The sequence below is a fragment of the Amycolatopsis mongoliensis genome (assembly GCF_030285665.1).
Classification (GTDB): domain Bacteria; phylum Actinomycetota; class Actinomycetes; order Mycobacteriales; family Pseudonocardiaceae; genus Amycolatopsis; species Amycolatopsis mongoliensis.
On sequence record NZ_CP127295.1, the window covers coordinates 77,289 to 94,885 of the forward strand.

The following is a 17,597-nucleotide window of genomic DNA, read 5'->3' on the forward strand; positions in this document are numbered from 1 at the left end:
AAAGCGCACGAACGGTCCGTTCGCGCTATTCGGTTGCGCGCGCCCGGATCGGTCCGGCAAGCTGGAGCGCACCCGGCAGGGAGCCGGTGCGGAAGAGAGCGGGAGGTGCCTGTCGTGATGACTGTCCGGGCCCTTTCGCGCCCTCACCCACCCGCCCCCCGAGGCTGACCACGCGCCCGGTGGGGCATCCCTGACCAAGGAGAACCCCACCAGTGCGCCAGCACGACTTCGAAGACTCCGACCTGTTCGGCGAACGTCCGTCCCGCCGTCGCAAGCGGTCCGAGGACGACACCCCGCGGGCCCGCCGGGCCACGCGGTTCGACGACGAACCCGAACCCACCCGCAGCGGCCGGCTGACCGAAGGCGAACGCGTCCGGCTCGCCAAGCTCCGCGACGACGCCTACACCGAAAACCAGCTGCCGGACGGCGCCGACCGCTGGTCCACCTGGGACGACGCCGAGCACGGCCCGCTCCCCCGGCCGGACTGGGTCGTCACCGAGCTCGCCGCCGTCGACACCGACCTCGGCGTCCTCAAGACCGGCAAGGAGGCCGACGTCCACCTGCTGCGGCGCGGCCTGCCCGGCACCCCCGGCACGCTGCTCGCCGCGAAGCGCTACCGCAGCGACGAACACAAGCTGTTCCACCGCGACGCGGGCTACCTCGAAGGACGGCGGATGCGCCGCTCCCGGGAGACCCGGGCGATGGCGCAGCGCAGCGCGTTCGGCCGCAACCTGATCGCCGAACAGTGGACCGTCGCGGAGTTCGCCGCGTTGAGTCGCTTGTGGACGCTCGGCGCACCCGTGCCGTACCCGGTGCAGCGCAACGGCACCGAGCTGCTCCTCGAGTTCCTCGGCGAGGACGACGGGACGGCCGCACCCCGGCTGGCCCAGGTGCGCCCGGAGCCGGACGAGCTCGAGGACCTGTGGTTCCAGGCCACCGCGGCGCTCGAACTGCTCGCCTCGGAAGGGCTCGCGCACGGCGACCTCTCGGCGTACAACCTGCTGGTGCACCGCGGCCGGCTGGTGGTGATCGACCTGCCGCAGGTGGTCGACGTCGTCGCCAACCCCGGCGGCGTCGAGTTCCTCGCGCGGGACGTGCGCAACCTCGCCGGCTGGTTCCACGGCCGCGGGCTCGGGGAGCACGTCACGAACACCGATGAGCTGCTGGCGGAACTCGTTTCCGCCGCCGGGCTCGGGTGATTCCGCGGCGGCGTCGCGGATGTGGCACGGAACACGTCTGCGACGCCGCCCACAACCGGTTACCTCCATGCGGAGGACCAGGCCCCCCTCAGGTACTATCGATTCAGACCGCAACCGGCGGCGTGGATGAGTTGGTGTCCGTCGCCTCCAGAGCCACCGAATGGCTCGCGGTGATCCGCAACCCCCCAAGCGGCGCGCAGTGTCGGAAAAGCGCAAGACACAGTGTGCCGGGTCCGTCCCTGTGAACGCCCACGCACACCATCTTGCCCTGCCTGCGCGCGGGGAGCCCGGGCCTCCTTGTGACGAACCACGTCCGAGAGGCATTTGTGACAGTCACGTTCAACTCTGGTCCTTCCTCGACGTCCGCGCACGCGGGCCGTCCCGACCGTCGGCCGCGTCAGCGCCCCGCCGGTGGGGACACGCTGCGCGACGACGCGGTCGAGACGGTGGCGACCAGGACCTTCGCCGAGCTGGGCCTGCCGGAGCCGCTGCTCCGCGCGCTGGCCGAGGCCGGCATCACCAGCCCCTTCCCGATCCAGTCCGCGACCATCCCGGACGCCCTGGCCGGCCGCGACGTGCTGGGCCGCGCCCAGACCGGCTCCGGCAAGACCCTCGCCTTCGGCCTGGCCATGCTGGCCCGGCTCGCCGACGGCAAGGCCCGGCCGAAGCGCCCCCGCGCGCTGATCCTCGTCCCGACCCGCGAGCTGGCCATGCAGGTGGCCGACTCGCTGACCCCGCTGGCCAAGTCGCTCGGCCTGTGGTGCCGCACGGCCGTCGGCGGCATGGCCTTCGCCCGCCAGGCCGACGCGCTCTCCCGCGGCGTCGACCTGCTGATCGCCACCCCGGGGCGGCTGTCGGACCACGTCCGCCAGGGCACCGCGCACCTGGGCGACTGCAACTTCATCGCCCTCGACGAGGCCGACCAGATGGCCGACATGGGCTTCATGCCGCAGGTCCGCGAGATCATGGACCTCACCCCGCCGGGCGGGCAGCGGCTGCTGTTCTCGGCGACGCTCGACGGTGACGTCAACCGCCTCGTGCGGCAGTACCTGAGCGACCCGGTCACGCACTCGGTCGCGCCGTCGACCGCGAGCGTGACGACCATGGACCACCACGTGCTCCAGGTGTCGCACCAGGACAAGCAGGACATCATCACGCAGATCGGCGCCCGCGAGGGCCGCACGATCATGTTCGTCCGCACCAAGCACCACGTCGACCGCCTCACCGAGCGCCTGCGCGAGCAGGGCGTGAACGCGCAGGCCCTGCACGGCGGCAAGACGCAGGGGCAGCGCAACCGCGTCCTCGCCGACTTCAAGGAAGGCCACGCCCCGGTGCTGGTCGCCACGGACGTCGCCGCGCGCGGCATCCACGTCGACGACATCTCGCTGGTGCTGCACGTCGACCCGGCGGCCGACCACAAGGACTACCTCCACCGCGCGGGCCGCACGGCGCGCGCCGGGGCGTCCGGTGTCGTCGTCACGCTGGTCACCAACGACCAGCGCCGCATGGTCAAGCGGATGACCGACCGGGCCGGCGTCCGCGCCGAGTCCACGATGGTCCGCCCGGGTGACGAAGCACTGAACCGCATCACCGGTGCCCGCGAGCCCAGCGGCGAGCCGGTCATCGAGCGCCGGCGCGAGAACCCGCGTCGCGGCGGCGGCGGTGGCTTCCGCGGCGACCGCGGTTACGGCGGCGCGAGCCGCGGTGGCTACCGCGGCGACCGCAGCCAGGGCGAGCGCGGCGGCAGCAGCTACGGCGGCGACCGCGGTGACCGCGGTGGCGACCGTGGCGGTTACGGCCAGCGCTCCGGCGAGGGTCGCCCCGGCGGCTTCGGCGGCCGCGGCCGTCAGCCCCGCTCCGGCAACGGCGGCGGCTACGGCCGCCCGAGCCGTGGCCCGCGTCGCGGCTACGACAGCTGAGTTTCTCCCTGGAAGCCCCGGACCGCGGTCCGGGGCTTCCGGCGTTTCCGGGCCCGCTTCCCGGTCGCGCGGAGCCCGGGTGGGAGACTGCGGGACGTGACTACGCCGCCGACACTGCCGCCCGACGAGGTTTTCGACTGGCTCGACACCGAGGCGGAGAAGCGGGCGAACGCGGGGCTCGTGCGGCAGCTGCGGCCGCGTCCCGCCAAGGCGGACGAGCTGGACCTGGCCGGCAACGACTACCTCGGGCTGGCCCGTGACAAGCGCGTCGCCGGGGCTTCCGCGGCGGCCGCGCTGCGCTGGGGCGCCGGGTCGACCGGGTCACGGCTGGTCACCGGTTCGACCGAGCTGCACACCGAGCTGGAGCTGGAGCTCGCCCGGTTCTGCGGCGTGCAGGCGGCACTGGTGTTCTCGTCCGGGTTCACCGCGAACCTGGGCGCGGTGACGGCGCTGTCGGGGTCCGAGTCCGCGATCGTCACCGACAAGTACATCCACGCGTCGCTGATCGAGGGCTGCCGGCTCTCGCGGGCCGACGTCGCCGCGGTCGCGCACGCAACGCCGTCGGCAATCAAGAACGCGCTGGCGACCCGGCGGAAGCCGCGGGCGCTGGTGGTGACCGACTCGGTGTTCTCGGTCGACGGCGACCTCGCCCCGCTCGGCGAGCTGGCGGGGATCTGCCGCGAGCACGGCGCGGCGATGGTGGTCGACGACGCGCACGGGTTCGGCATCCTGGGCGACGGCGGCCGCGGCGCGGTCCACGCGGCCGGGCTGGCGGGCGCGCCCGACGTCGTCACGACGTTGACGCTGTCGAAGTCCCTCGGCGCTCAGGGCGGGGCGGTGCTGGGGCCGCGTCGGGTGATCAAGCACCTGATCGACACGGCTCGCAGCTTCATCTTCGACACCGCACTGGCGCCCGCGAGCGCCGCCGCCGCTTTGGCCGCGTTGCACGCGCTCAAGGAGGAGCCGGGGCTGGCGGAGAAGGTGCTGGAGAACGCGGGCAACCTGGCGATGTCGTTGCAGGCGGCCGGGTTGAAGGTGAGCCTGCCGGACGCCGCCGTGATCTCGGTTCAGGCGCCGTCCGCCGAGACGGCGGTGGCGTGGGCGGCGGCGTGCGCGGAGCAGGGCATCCGCGTCGGGTGCTTCCGGCCGCCGTCGGTGCCGGACGGCATTTCGCGGCTGCGGCTGACCGCACGGGCCGACCTCACGGAGTCCGATGTGGACCGCGCGGTGAAGGTGATCACGGCGACGGCTCCCCGCGGTGCGACCGCCTGAGCCGTACCCGGACGTTCGGCTCGCGTACCTGGAGGGTCGGCTCACGTGATTCCGGGCGGGACTCGCGTGATTGGGCGGGTATCTCGTGTGATCAGAGGGGCATCACGCGTGATTGGGGGGTCGACACGGGCTACTGCGGGAGGCGGCGCATGGTGATGTGCGGGATTCCGTCGTCGTCGACGTACTCCGCGCCTTCCGCGACGAAGCCGTAGCGCGCGTAGAAGCCTTGGACGTAGGTCTGGGCGTCCAGGACGTACTCGCCGGGGACCGTGAGGGCCGCGTCCATCAGCTGGGCCGCCAGGCCGCGGCCGCGGGCGGAGGCCGCCGTCACCACCCGGCCGATGCGGCGGACGCCGTCCGGGTCGAGGAGGACCCGCAGGTACGCCGTGACCCCGCCGTCGTCCTCGAACCACAGGTGGCGGGTGTCCGGCCGCAGGTCACGACCGTCCAGCTCGGGGTACGCCGCTTTCTGCTCCACCACGAACACGTCCACGCGCAGGCGGAGGATGTCGTGCAGCTGGGCGGCGGTCAGCTCGGGCCCGGTCGCGTCGTGCAGGGTCGGCATGCTCCCTGCTTATCACGCTCAGCCGAAGATGCGCGGCTTGGCCTGGGCCTCGATGTCGTCCGTGTACGCCGAGACGCGGGTGTAGACGCCCGGCTTGCCCGCCTTGCCGCAACCGTCACCGAACGACACGATCCCGATCAGCGTGTCGCCCACGACGAGCGGGCCGCCGGAGTCGCCCTGGCAGGCGTCGACGCCGCCCTCGGCGTACCCCGCGCAGACCATCGTCTTCTGGTCGTACACGGAGTAGTCGGAGCGGCAGGCGCTGTCCGACACCACCGGGACCTGGGCGCTGCGCAGGTAGTCGGAGCGGTCGCCGCCGTCGGCGACGCGGCCCCAGCCGAGCACCGTCGCTTGCGTGCCTTCGCGGTACGAAGCCGAGTCACCGTTGCCCGGCAGCTTCGCGGGCCGGTAGCCGAACTGGCCGCGGACGGTCATGACCGCGATGTCGTCGCCCTGCGTCGGGTCGGTGTAGCCCTTGCTGATCCAGACCTTCGACACGCTCAGGACGTCACCCTCGTCGGTGCGCTTGTCCTCCCGGCCGGCCACCACGCGGACGTCCTGCTTCGCGACCGCCTTGGCGCAGTGCGCCGCCGTCGCGACCGCCGTCGAGCTGACGATCACCGCGCCGCAGAACTGGTTCCCGCCCGAGTCGGTCAGGTACACCGCGTACGGGTGGTCCGAAAGGGACGCCTTGTCACCGCCCACGATCCGGGGCTGGTTGGCGGACGCCGGGTCCGCCGACGCCGTGCCGACCACGACCGGGACGGCCACCGCCGCGACCGCGAGGAGCGCGCCGCTCGCGAGCAGCAGGGATCGGCGGGACTTCACGGACATGGGACGTTCCCCCTCTTTCAAAAGCACGAGCAAGACCAGCACAAGACGAAGCACTCGGCACCCGGATGACTCCGGTGCGTGAACGAGCGGCGCTGAATACCCTAATCGGAGTGGGCCCGAAACGGTGTCACTGAAACGGGTGGACTCCGCGCTCACCGAACGCTTCTGTCAGGCTGGAGGAATGCGACGGACAGCGACGGCGGCCTGCGGGGCGGTCATGGCCCTCACACTGGCCGCCTGCACGTCGGAAGTCCCGCAAACCCCGCAGCCGGTGGCCGCGACGCCGTTCTCGACCGCGGTGGCCAAACCCCCCGCTCCGGTGACTTCGGCGCCACCGGCGACGTCGAGCGCGCCTGCCGTCACCTGGCAGGTGGGTGCCCGTCCGCTCCCCCTCCGCCCGGACGGGTTCGGCGAGATCGAGCCGACGCCACCCGAACTGGTGAACCGGGCACTTCCGACAAAAGACCTCTTGCCGCCGCCGGAGAACGACAGGTACCAGGCGACGGTCAGCGCCGTGTCCGCCGACGTCCTCGCGCGCAGCACCTGGCAGCCCGCCTGCCCGGTCAAGGCCGGCGACCTGCGCTACCTGACGATGTCGTTCTGGGGTTTCGACGGCCGCGCGCACACCGGGGAGATGCTGGTCAACGCGAAGGGCGCTGCCAGGATCACCCAGGTCTTCGGGCAGCTCTTCGCGGCGCGCTTCCCCCTGGAAGAGATGCGCGTGACCAGCCCCGAGGAGCTGACCGCGCCGCCGACCGGCGACGGCAACAACACCAGCGCGTTCGTCTGCCGCCCGGCGCGCGGACAGACGTCCTGGTCGGCGCACGCGTACGGGCTCGCGGTGGACGTCAACCCGTTCTGCAACCCCTACACCCAGGGCGACCTCGTGCTGCCCGAACTGGCTTCGGCCTACCTCGACCGGTCGCGTCGCCGACCGGGCATGGTCCTGGCCGGCGACGCGACCGTGCGCGCGTTCGCCGCGATCGGCTGGAGCTGGGGCGGCGCGTGGACCAGCCCGAAGGACCGGATGCACTTCACCGGCAACGGCCACTGACCACGTAATACGACGTTGAGCACAGGCGGGAACACCCGCCTCGCGCAGACGGTTGGCTAGGGTGAATCGACCGGACCCCAGCCCCGCGGAGGATGCAGTGCCCCACTACGACCTGGTGATCGTCGGGACGGGATCGGGGAACTCCATCCTCGGCCCCGATTTCGCCGGCAAGAAGACGGCGATCGTGGAGAAGGGCACCTTCGGCGGGACCTGCCTGAACGTCGGCTGCATTCCGACGAAGATGTTCGTGTACGCCGCCGACGTCGCGTACACGCCTTCGCACAGCGCGAAGTACGGCATCGACGAAGAGCTGAAGGGCGTGCGCTGGCGCGACATCCGCGACCGCATCTTCGGCCGGATCGACCCGATCGCCGCGGGTGGCGCGGAGTACCGCCGCAGCCACGAGGACAACAAGAACGTCGACGTCTACGAAGGCACCGGCCGCTTCACCGGGCACAAGGAGCTGCGCGTCAGCTTCCCCGACGGCCGCCCCGACGAGGTGCTGACGGCCGACAAGTTCGTGCTGGCCGCCGGCGGGCGCCCGGTCATCCCGGACATCCCGGGCCTGGAGGGTGTCGACTACTCCACGTCCGACACGGTCATGCGGCTCGACGAGCTGCCCGAGCGCATCGTCATCCTCGGCGGCGGGTACATCGCGGCCGAGTTCGCGCACGTCTTCGCGTCGTTCGGCGTGCAGGTCACGCTCGTCAACCGCTCGGCGAGGCTGCTGCGCGGGGAGGACGAGGACGTCAGCGCGCGTTTCACCGAACTGGCGTCGGAACGCTTCGACGTCCGCCTGGAGCGCAAGACCGTGCGCGCCCGCAAGACCGACACCGGCGTCGCGCTGGACCTCGAAGGCCCGCGGGGCGCCGAGACCGTCGAGGCCGACTTGCTGCTGATCGCCACCGGCCGGAAGCCGAACTCGGACCTGCTCGACGTCGCCGCCACCGGAGTGACCACAATGGACAGTGGGCACGTCGTCGTGGACGACTACCAGGAGACCGTGGTCGAGGGCATCTACGCGCTCGGCGACCTCTCCTCGCCGCACGAGCTGAAGCACGTCGCGAACCACGAAGCCCGGGTGGTGCAGCACAACCTGCTGCACCCGGACGAGCGGATCACCGCCGACCACCGGTTCGTGCCGCACGCGGTGTTCACCCACCCGCAGGTCGCGTCGGTCGGGCTCACCGAGCAGAAGGCTCGCGAGAAGGGCGTCTCCTGATGTGACGTCCAAGCAGGACTACGCCGGGATCGCGTACGGCTGGGCGATGGAGGACACCACGGGCTTCGCGAAGCTCCTGGCCGACCCGGCGACCGGGCAGCTGCTCGGCGCGCACATCATCGGGCCGCAGGCGTCGTCGGTGATCCAGCCGCTCATCCAGGCGATGAGTTTCGGCCTGAACGCGCACTCGATGGCGCGCGGGCAGTACTGGATCCACCCGGCGATGCCGGAGCTGGTCGAGAACGCCCTGCTCAACCTGCCGCTGGACTGACGTAGGTCCGTGAATGTCGCATTGAGGGACTTGAAGTCCCTCAATGCGACATTCACGGCTTTCAGAGGGTGATCGACCAGGTGTCCAGCGTGCCGGTGTCGCCGGGGCCGTAGTCGGTCACGCGCAGCTGCCACCGGCCGGCCGCCGGGGTCGCCGTCGCCGGCACGGTGAACGTCCGCGCACCACTCCACGGCGTGCACGTGCTGCCGCCGCTGTACTTGAGCGCGTACGCCTTGCCCTTCGGGTCCAGCAGCGTGATGCCGAGGTCTTCGGCGCACGTGTGGCGGATGGTCAGCGAGACGCCGATCGTGGTGGCCGCGCTGCCGGTGAGCGTCGAGGCGATCGGGCTGAACACCTGCTGGTAGTCACGGATGGCGTAGTCGGTGTCGTCGGTCAGCGTCCGGCCGCCACCACCGGCCTGAGTCCGTGCGGACACCGCCGCGCTCGCGGGTGAAGCGTTCCCGGCAGCGTCCTTCGCCTTGACCGTGAACGAGTACGCCGTGTCCGGGTTCAGTCCGGTGACCGTGGCGCTGGTCCCCGCGACGCTCGTGGCGAGGGCGGAGCCGTTGTAGACGTCGTAGCCGGTGACGCCGACGTCGTCGGTCGACGCGTCCCACGCGAGCGAGACGCTGTCCGACGTCGTGCCGGTGGACCGCGGGTTGCCGGGCGCGCTCGGCGCCGTCGTGTCCCCGGTACCGCCGCTGGTGACCAGGGTGAGCTGCCACTTGTTCAGCGCCTCGATGACCGGCTGGAACATCGACAGGTCACCGTCGCCCGGGTTCTGGACGCACTGCGCCGGGCCGCCGTCGTGCAGGCCGGTGGCCTTGTCGCCGAGCAGCCACCCGCCGCCCGAATCGCCGCCGAGGGAACACGCGGTCGTCCAGGTCAGGTCGTCGATGATCAGGCCCCCGCCGTAGTCGACGGACTTGTGCGTGTACTTGACCTCGCCGCACTGCCAGTGCGAGGTGTTGCCGGAGTGGCACACGCGGTCGCCGACCATCGCCTCGGCGGCGCCGGTGAGCGTGACCGCCGGCTGGCCCCAGGTGTTGACCGACGCCGAAAGGTTCCAGGCCGCCTCCGTCACCGCGACGACGCCCATGTCGCCTTCGCGGGCGTTGACGCTGTGCGTGCCGCCGACGTTCGACGTGCCGATCCTGTTCTGCTGTCCCGAAGCGCCGTACGCGGCCTGGTCGCGGTCGTTCGTGCAGTGACCGGCCGTCAGGAAGTGCTTGGCACCGCCGGAATCCGTCGCCGGGAAGCCGACCGAGCAGTTGGACTCGCTGCCCGGCCACCACGGGTTGCCGGTCTGGATCGTCCCCGACTGCTGCCGCGGCGACGTGGACGTCTCGGTGATCCGGACGCCGAGATCCTTGACGCGGGAAAGGAAACTGTCCGTCTCCGCGGTCTTCTTCGTCCGGTCGACGTTCACGCCGACCTCGTTGCCGCGGACGTCGACACCCCAGCCGTAGACGCCGGGGACGCCCTTGCCGACCAGCGCGCGGACGGCCGCGTCGGTGCGGTCCAGGTCGGCCTGGCTGCGGGCGACGACCCGGGCCGCGGCACCGGCCGCCCTGGCCTGGCCGGCGGCGCTCGACGAGGTGACGGCGACGGTCAGCTTCCCGGTCGTGGCGTCGAACCACTGCCCGGCCGACTGCTGCCGCACCGAAGCGGGCAGGGCGGCGGCCAGCCGGTGGGCGTCGTCCTGGGCGGTGAGCTGGGCGCGCGCCTGGTCCGCGGTGAGCCCGAAGGCGGCGGCCACGCCCGCCACCTCGGCGTCCGGGTGGGCCGGTGCCGCTTCGGCGGGCGCCAGGCCCAAGCCGAGCGCGGCCAAGGCGGCCACCCCCGTGACGGAAACGAATCTGCGCATCGGTTTCTCCTCGGATCGGCGAGTGGAGTGCGCAGACCGTAGAACGCGGGAAACACCGGATTGAAGATCCGGAAGTCCTTAACAGTTAACTGGCGGGCCAGTCCCATTCGAACCCGTACCGGCCCGGGCCGAAGTTCAGCGCGACCCCGTGCACCGCACCGGATTCCGGGACCACCTCGGTGCATTCGCCGGGCTCGGCGAATCGACGGCACACCGCCGGGACCGCCTCGGGCGAGAACCGGATTTCTAGCACGTATTCGCGGACCGGCAGCCGGAACTTGCGTTCGTAGTTCGTCGCGACCGGGTGCGGCGCGCGATTCACGAGCGTGTGCTCGGTGAGCACCGTTTCCCCGCGCAGGAGTGGCCGGGCGAAGAGCAGTTCGACCACGAGGAGGCCGTCCCCGGGCCGGTGCACACTGCGGCCCGCCCGGCACCCGCGCAGGCCCCGCAGCTCCGGCAGCGGCCGGTCGTGCTCGTCGAGGTGCAGGATCACCACCCAGCGGTCGGGGCCGTCGGCCTCGGCGCGCAGTACCTGCCGCGACCGGAACTCCAGCTCCTCACGGCCGGGGCCGACGAGGACCACGTCGTGCTGGCTGAGCCTGGTCAGCCGCTCGTCCCACCGGGTGTCCACATCGGACACGGCGGTGTCGATGCGCCGTTCGTCCGGCCAGAAGCGGCCGATCTCCGCGGGCGCGGACCGGCGCGCTCGCGGCGGCCCGAGCAGCGAGACGAGCGAACCCGCAGGCAGCTCGAGGACGGCTTCGAGCTCGCGGAGCCCGCGCACCGAATCACGCCGCTCAGGCCGGCTGCGGCCGGACTGCCAGTAGCTCAACGTCGCCGTCGTCACCGTGACACCGCGGGCCCGCAGGTGCTCGCGCAGCCGGTCCAGGCTCAGGCCGCGGGCGCGGATGGCCGCGCGCAGGGCGGCGTCGAACGGGCCCACGCGCAGCAGCGTCCCGAGGTCCGGCGACGGCACGGCCATCCGGTGATCTTAAGCCGCCGGCACCCGGACGAACGGCGTTAACAGTTAAGAATCAGACGAACCGGCGGCGGCCGGCGAGCGCGCCGAACACCATCTGGACCAGCAACAAGCCCAGCAGCATCGCCAGGGGCACCGACCAGCCGCCGGCGACGTCGTGCAGCAGGCCGAACAGGAACGGCCCCAGCGCGGCGAAGAGGTAGCCGAAGCCCTGCGCCATGCCGGACAGCCGGGCGGTGTCGGCTCCGGTCCGGGCGCGCAGCGCGATCACCGTCAGCGCGAGGGAGAACACGCTCATCCCGAGCCCGACCAGCAGGCTCCACAACAGCGGCGACCACGCCGGCGCGAGCATCAGCCCGGTCGTCCCGGCGAAGCCGAAGACGCCGAGGGTGACGATCCACCGGCCCTGGCCGCGCTGACGGGCGGCCATCGGCGCGACGACCAGGCTGATCGGCACGGCGATCAGCGAGACCAGGCCGAACAGCAGGCCCGCCTCGTCGCGCGGCACCCCGGCGTCCATCAGCACCTGCGGGAACCAGCCCATCGCGGCGTAGGCGTAGAAGGCCTGCAGGCCGAAGAAGACCGTGACGATCCAGGCGAGCCGGTTGCGCAGCAGCGACCGGCCGGCGTCGGCGGCGTCGGCGTGACGCGGTGCCCGGCCGGTCCCGCGGGCTGCGAGAATCCACGCCAGCAGCGCGACGACGGCCACCACCGCCCAGGAGCCCAGGGCCGGGCGCCAGCCGCCGAACGCGTCGCCGAGCTGCGGGGTCACCGCCGACCCCAGGGCGCCGCCGCCCTGCAGGGCCGCGGTGTAGACGCCGGTCATGACGCCGATGCGGGCCGGGAAGGAGTCCTTGATGACCACCGGGATGAGCACGTTGATCAGGGCGATCCCGGCGGTGGCGACGAGCGTCCCGCCGAGCACCACGGCCGGGCCGTCGAGCACGCGCAGCACGAGCCCGGCCGCGAGCGCGGTGAGGGCGATCGCGATGGCGGCGCCGATCCCGGCCCGGCGGGCCAGCAGCGGCGCGGCCAGCCCGGCACCGGCGAAGCAGAGCGTCGGCACCGTCGTGAGCACGCCCGCCCAGACCACGGAGGCGCCCAGGTCCGCGCGCATTTCGGCGAGCATGGGGCCGACCCCGGTGATGGCCGGGCGCAGGTTGAGGGCGGTGAGCACCACCGCGACCGCGAGCAGCGCGCCGGCGGTGACCACACCCGGCGTCCGGACCTCCACGGCGCCGTCCAGTTCGAGTTCACGGTTTCCGACGCGCATGACCGCTACTATCGCATACGTAGGATGATTGGATGAAGGGATGACTTCTGTGCCTCTGGCCACCACCCGGCGCACCGGCCTGGTCGACCAGGTCATCGAGCAGCTGCGGGCCGCGGTCGCGCAGGGCGACTGGCCCCTGGGCACGCGCATCCCCACCGAGGTCGAACTGGGCGAACAGCTCGGCGTCGGGCGCAACACCGTCCGCGAAGCCGTGCGCGCGCTCGCGCACACGGGCCTGCTCGAAGTGCGCCAAGGCGACGGCACGTACGTGCGCGCCACCAGCGAAGTGTCCGGCGCGATCCGCCGGCTCTGCGGCTCGGAGCTGCGCGAGGTGCTGCAGGTCCGGCGCACCCTCGAAGCCGAGGGCGCCCGGCTCGCCGCGCTGTCGCGCACCGAGGAGGAGGTCGCGGAGCTGTGGTCGCTGTTGGCCCGTCGCGAGACGGAGCTGCGCGAGCGGCGCTGGGAGGACTTCGCACACACGGATGCCGAGTTCCACACGGCCGTCGTCCGCGCCGGGCACAACGGGCTGCTCACCGAGCTCCACCGCGGGCTGACGGAGGTCATCACGGCGAGCGTCGCGGCGACGTCGAGCATCACGCCGGGTGTGCACCACGTGCCGGAGATCGGCCACGAAGGCCTCGCCGAAGCCATCGCCGAGCGCGATCCCGACCGCGCCGCCGCCGAGGCCTGCGGCTTCCTGGACGAGCTCCTGGAGCGCGTCGAACGCGCCTGACCGGCGCCCCCAATGTGGCCTTGGGTACGTCCCACGCACCCAAGGGGCCCTCCGGTGCGTTGAACGCACCGAAGGCCACATTGGGGCGCTTGCCCGGCCCCGGCTCGCTTGCGCCCCAATGCCACATTGGGTGCGTCCCACGCACCGAACGCCACATTGGGTGCGTCCCACGCACCCAATGCCACATTGGGGCGCTTGCCCCGCGCCGCACTGAGCTGCAGGTTCGTCGAATCTGGCACCGCTCTTGACCCTTAAGGGTGCCAATTCAGGGTTGTCGTGGTGCCACCGTGGTGCCACGGTAGTGCCATGGACCTGACGCCCTTCGTGGACGAACTCCGCCGGGAGCTCGCGGTCGCCGCCGAAGCGGCGGGCGAGGAAGCCGTCGCCCTCGCCGAGCGACTCACCGCGCCGCTCGAATCGGCGATCCGGCTCACCCTGCTCGACGCGCTCTCGGCCGCTGCCGACGAGATCACCCGCGACCTCGCCCCCGGCTCCGTCGAAGTACGCCTTCGCCGCCGTGAGGCCGAGTTCGCCGTTTCACTGCCCACCACACCCGAACCGGCGCCCGCGGAAGCGCCGCCGCCTCCGCCCGAGGCCGACGACGGCGCCGTCGCGCGGATCAACCTGCGGCTGCCCGAACAGCTCAAGCAGCGCGTCGAAGAAGCCGCCGGCCGGGACCGGATCTCCATCAACGCCTGGCTCGTCCGGGCCGCGAGCTCCGCGCTCGGTCCCGACCGCAGCCACACCACCCAGCGCCGGTCCGTCTTCGGCGAGAAGTACACCGGCTGGGTCCGGTAACTCCCACTCTTCTTCCTTCACGTCTCCGACCTGCGGAGACGCCACCCGAGCACCCCAGAAGGGCGCAGCCATGCCCGTTTTCCCCACTCCCGAGCCGATCACGGCCACGATCGACGTGAGCGTCGCCGACGTCCGGATCGTCGCCGGCGAGCGCGCGGACACCACCGTCGAGGTCACCCCGGCCGACCCGGGCGACAACGAGGACGTCAAGGCCGCGGCCCGGACCCGCGTCGAGTTCGCCCACGGCGAGCTGCTGGTCAAGGGCCCGAAGTACGTCACCAAGCTCTGGGGCAAGGCCGGTGCCCTGCACGTCACCGTCGAGCTGCCGGCCGGCTCGCGGGTCAACGCGACCTCTGCGATGGGCGACTTCCGCGTCAGCGGCCGCGTCGGGGACAGCCGGTTCAAGACGTCCGTCGGTGACATCCACCTCGACGAGTCCACCCGCCTCGAGGCGCACACGGCGACCGGCGACGTCACCGTCGAGCGGGCCAGCGGGCACGCCGAGATCGGCACCGGCTCCGGCGAGCTGCGGATCCGCGAGATCGACGGCACCGCGGTGCTGAAGAACTCCAACGGCGAGACCCGCGTCCACGAGGTCACCGGTGACGTGCGGGTCAACACCGCCAACGGCGACATCCTCGTCGACCTCGCCCACGCGGGCGTGCACGCCAAGACCGCGTCCGGTGACATCCGGGTCGGGGAGGTCGTGCGCGACCGGGTCGTGCTCGAAACCGCCGTCGGCGAGATCGAGGTCGGCATCCGCGAGGGCAGTGCCGCGTGGCTCGAGCTCAACTCCCTGACCGGCTCCGTGCGCAACACGCTCAGCGCCACCGACGGACCCGGCGGCAGCACCGAGACCGTCGAGGTCAAGGCCCACACCTACACCGGCGACATCGTCATCCGCCGCGCCTGAAGACTCCACGAACAAAGGGGAAGATCCATGTCAGACGCCATCGTGGCCGAGGGACTGGTCAAGAGGTACGGGAAGGTCACCGCGCTCGACGGAATGTCGCTGCGGGTACCGGAAGGCACGGTGCTCGGCGTGCTCGGGCCCAACGGCGCCGGGAAGACCACCACGGTCCAGATCCTCACGACGCTGCAGCAGCCGGACGAGGGCCACGCGACGGTCGCCGGGTTCGACGTCGTGAAGGACGCGCACGAGCTGCGTTCGCACATCGGCGCGTCGGGGCAGTACGCCGCCGTCGACCTCGAACTGACCGGGGCCGAAAACCTCGAGATGGTCGGCAGGCTGTACCACCTGGGCACCAAGCGCGCCAAGGCGCGCGGCCGGGAGCTGCTGGCCCGGTTCAGCCTGGGCGACGCCGCCGACCGCCCGGTCAAGGGCTACTCCGGCGGCATGCGGCGCCGGCTCGACCTGGCCGGCGCGCTGGTCGCCAACCCGCCGGTGCTGTTCCTCGACGAGCCCACGACCGGGCTCGACCCGCGGGCCCGCACCGAGCTGTGGGACGTCATCACCGAACTGGTCGCCGGCGGCACCACGCTGCTGCTCACCACCCAGTACCTCGAAGAGGCCGACCGGCTGGCCGACAGCATCGCCGTCGTCGACCACGGGCGCGTGATCGCCCGCGGCACCGCCGACGAGCTCAAGGACCTCGTCGGCGGCGAGCGGATCGAGCTGACCGTCGGCACGCACGACGACGTCGTCGTCGCGCAGCGAGCGCTGGCCCGGCTGGCCAGCGGCGAGCCGCAGGCCGAGGGCTTCCGGCTCACCGTGCCCGTGACCCACGGCGCGAAAGCGCTTACCGAAGCGCTGGCGCTGCTCGCCGTGGACGGTGTCGAAGTCCGTGACGTCGGCGTCCGCCGCCCCACCCTCGACGACGTTTTCCTGTCCCTCACCGGCCACGAGGTGGCCGAAACCGCGAAGGAGGCCGTGTGATGAACGCGGTGCAGATGGCCGTGACCGACGGCGCGACCGTCGCCAAGCGCAACTCGATCAAGATCTTCCGGTCGCTGGACCTGCTCGGGTCCCTCGTGTTCACGCCGGTGATGTTCGTGCTGCTCTTCGGGTACGTGTTCGGCAGCGTGATCGACATCCCCGGCTTGTCCTACCGCGAGTTCATGCTGCCGGGGATCTTCACCCTCGCGGTCGCGATGGGCGGCATCGTCACCGGCTACGGGCTGACCGACGACCTGCAGAAGGGCATCATCGACCGGTTCCGCTCCCTGCCCATGTCACCGGCCGCGGTGCTGATCGGGCGGACCACCGCCGACCTCATCCTCAGCACGGCGAGCCTGCTCATCATGGGCCTGGTCGGCCTGCTGGTCGGCTGGCGCATCCACACCGGCGTGCTGGAGGCGCTGGGCGGGATCGTCCTGCTGCTGGCGTTCTCCTACGCGCTGTCGTGGGTGATGGGCGCGCTCGGCCTGGCCGTGCGCAAGCCCGAGGTGTTCAACAACGTCTCGATGGTGGTCGTCTTCCCGCTGACGTTCCTGGCCAACACGTTCGTCGACAGCGGCCGGCTGCCCGGCCCGCTGCGGGCGATCGCGGACTGGAACCCGGTCTCGGCGGTCACCCAGGCGGCGCGGGAGCTGTTCGGCAACACGAGCGCGGCACTGCCGCCGCGCGACGTCTGGCCGATGCAGCACGCGGTCTTGGCTTCGGTGCTGTGGATCGCGGTGCTGCTGGCGGTCTTCGTGCCGCTTTCGGTGCGCTGCTACAAGAAGGCGACCAGCCACTGAAAAAGCTCGTGAGTGTTTAGGGCGGTTAGAACCGCCCTAAACACTCACGAGACTCACGGCAGGGTCAGGATCTCGCTGCCGTCGGCCGTCACCACGAGGGTGTGCTCGAACTGAGCCGTCCACTTCTTGTCCTTCGTGGTGACGGTCCAGTCGTCGGCCCAGATGTCGTAGTCGATGGTGCCGAGGGTGATCATCGGCTCGATCGTGAAGGTCATGCCCTCCTCGATCACCGTGTCGACGGAGGGCTCTTCGTAGTGCAGGACCGTCGGGGGCGTGTGGAACGCCGGGCCGACGCCGTGGCCGGTGAAGTCGCGGACCACGCCGTAGCCGAAGCGCTTCGCGTAGGCCTCGATGACCCGGCCGATGACGTTGAGCTGCCGGCCCGGCCGGACCGCCTTGATCGCCCGCATCGTCGCCTCGCGGGTGCGCTCCACCAGCAGGCGGGCCTCCTCGGAGACGTCGCCGGCCAGGAACGTCGCGTTCGTGTCGCCGTGGACGCCGCCGATGTAGGCCGTCACGTCGATGTTGCAGATGTCGCCGTCCTCGATCACCGTCGAATCCGGGATGCCGTGGCAGATGACCTCGTTGAGCGAGGTGCAGCACGACTTCGGGAACCGGCGGTAGCCCAGCGTCGAGGGGTAGGCGCGGTGGTCGAGCAGGAACTCGTGCACCACCTTGTCGATGTCGTCCGTGGTGGCACCCGGCTTGACCGCCTTGCCGCCCTCCTCCAGGGCCTGCGCCGCGATGCGGCTCGCGACCCGCATCGCCTCGATCACCTCGGGCGTGCGCACGCCGTTGCCGGTGTCCCGCTTCGGCGCCGGCTTGTCCACGTACTCGGGACGGGCGATGGAACTGGGGACGTCACGGCGCGGCGTCTGGACGCCGGGAACCAGCGGGGCACGAACGGACAT

General features: G+C 71.7%; 15 protein-coding genes and 1 pseudogene. 10 read left to right on the forward strand and 6 right to left on the reverse strand.

From position 1 onward, the window contains the following. Positions 1-212 precede the first annotated feature (212 nt). The 3 genes from QRX60_RS00350 (at position 213) to QRX60_RS00360 (ending at position 4,390) form a co-directional block, all read left to right on the forward strand. The gene (locus QRX60_RS00350; protein WP_285998787.1) at positions 213-1,199 is read left to right on the forward strand and encodes a serine protein kinase RIO; all 987 of its coding nucleotides are present in this window, start codon (positions 213-215) and stop codon (positions 1,197-1,199) included. Between the two features lie 326 nt (positions 1,200-1,525). Next, positions 1,526-3,118, forward strand: coding sequence for a DEAD/DEAH box helicase (locus QRX60_RS00355; protein WP_285998788.1), 1,593 nt, complete (start codon positions 1,526-1,528; stop codon positions 3,116-3,118). Between the two features lie 96 nt (positions 3,119-3,214). After that, positions 3,215-4,390, forward strand: coding sequence for an 8-amino-7-oxononanoate synthase (locus QRX60_RS00360; RefSeq protein ID WP_285998789.1), 1,176 nt, complete (start codon positions 3,215-3,217; stop codon positions 4,388-4,390). Between the two features lie 130 nt (positions 4,391-4,520). Here QRX60_RS00360 and QRX60_RS00365 read toward each other — a convergent pair whose 3' ends face one another. Continuing rightward, entirely contained in the window at positions 4,521-4,955 is a 435-nt protein-coding gene (locus tag QRX60_RS00365; protein ID WP_285998790.1) for a GNAT family N-acetyltransferase, read from the reverse strand. Positions 4,956-4,973: 18 nt separating this feature from the next. Beyond that, positions 4,974-5,789, reverse strand: a complete 816-nt coding sequence (locus QRX60_RS00370; RefSeq protein WP_285998791.1) for a S1 family peptidase — start codon at positions 5,787-5,789, stop codon at positions 4,974-4,976. A gap of 181 nt (positions 5,790-5,970) precedes the next feature. On the opposite strand from QRX60_RS00370, the gene QRX60_RS00375 reads away from it, so the two are divergent. Beyond that, a complete protein-coding gene (locus tag QRX60_RS00375) occupies positions 5,971-6,843 on the forward strand; it encodes a M15 family metallopeptidase (protein WP_285998792.1) in 873 nt (290 codons plus the stop codon). 97 nt (positions 6,844-6,940) lie between these two features. Then, a pseudogene (locus tag QRX60_RS00380) lies at positions 6,941-8,336 on the forward strand (mycothione reductase). 61 nt (positions 8,337-8,397) lie between these two features. Here the strand turns inward: QRX60_RS00380 and QRX60_RS00385 are convergent. From QRX60_RS00385 to QRX60_RS00395, 3 genes are all read right to left on the reverse strand, one after another. Beyond that, the gene (locus QRX60_RS00385) at positions 8,398-10,203 is read right to left on the reverse strand and encodes a proprotein convertase P-domain-containing protein (protein WP_285998793.1); all 1,806 of its coding nucleotides are present in this window, start codon (positions 10,201-10,203) and stop codon (positions 8,398-8,400) included. A gap of 85 nt (positions 10,204-10,288) precedes the next feature. Next, on the reverse strand, positions 10,289-11,185 hold the full coding sequence (locus QRX60_RS00390) for an XRE family transcriptional regulator (RefSeq protein WP_285998794.1): 897 nt from the start codon (positions 11,183-11,185) through the stop codon (positions 10,289-10,291). A 52-nt stretch (positions 11,186-11,237) separates the two neighbouring features. After that, entirely contained in the window at positions 11,238-12,455 is a 1,218-nt protein-coding gene (locus QRX60_RS00395; RefSeq protein ID WP_285998795.1) for a CynX/NimT family MFS transporter, read from the reverse strand. Between the two features lie 49 nt (positions 12,456-12,504). Between QRX60_RS00395 and QRX60_RS00400 the strand changes: the two genes are divergently transcribed. From QRX60_RS00400 to QRX60_RS00420, 5 genes are all read left to right on the forward strand, one after another. Next, the gene (locus tag QRX60_RS00400) at positions 12,505-13,188 is read left to right on the forward strand and encodes a FadR/GntR family transcriptional regulator (RefSeq protein ID WP_286003462.1); all 684 of its coding nucleotides are present in this window, start codon (positions 12,505-12,507) and stop codon (positions 13,186-13,188) included. Between the two features lie 306 nt (positions 13,189-13,494). Next, on the forward strand, positions 13,495-13,986 hold the full coding sequence (locus QRX60_RS00405) for a toxin-antitoxin system HicB family antitoxin (RefSeq protein WP_285998796.1): 492 nt from the start codon (positions 13,495-13,497) through the stop codon (positions 13,984-13,986). A gap of 70 nt (positions 13,987-14,056) precedes the next feature. Further along, positions 14,057-14,899: a DUF4097 family beta strand repeat-containing protein gene (locus QRX60_RS00410; protein ID WP_285998797.1), complete on the forward strand. Its 843-nt coding sequence runs from the start codon at positions 14,057-14,059 to the stop codon at positions 14,897-14,899. Positions 14,900-14,926: 27 nt separating this feature from the next. Then, entirely contained in the window at positions 14,927-15,883 is a 957-nt protein-coding gene (locus QRX60_RS00415; protein ID WP_285998798.1) for an ATP-binding cassette domain-containing protein, read from the forward strand. Continuing rightward, the gene (locus QRX60_RS00420) at positions 15,883-16,686 is read left to right on the forward strand and encodes an ABC transporter permease (protein ID WP_285998799.1); all 804 of its coding nucleotides are present in this window, start codon (positions 15,883-15,885) and stop codon (positions 16,684-16,686) included. The genes QRX60_RS00415 and QRX60_RS00420 overlap by 1 nt, the downstream gene beginning before the upstream one ends. A gap of 53 nt (positions 16,687-16,739) precedes the next feature. Here QRX60_RS00420 and map read toward each other — a convergent pair whose 3' ends face one another. Continuing rightward, the gene (gene map / locus QRX60_RS00425; protein WP_285998800.1) at positions 16,740-17,597 is read right to left on the reverse strand and encodes a type I methionyl aminopeptidase; all 858 of its coding nucleotides are present in this window, start codon (positions 17,595-17,597) and stop codon (positions 16,740-16,742) included.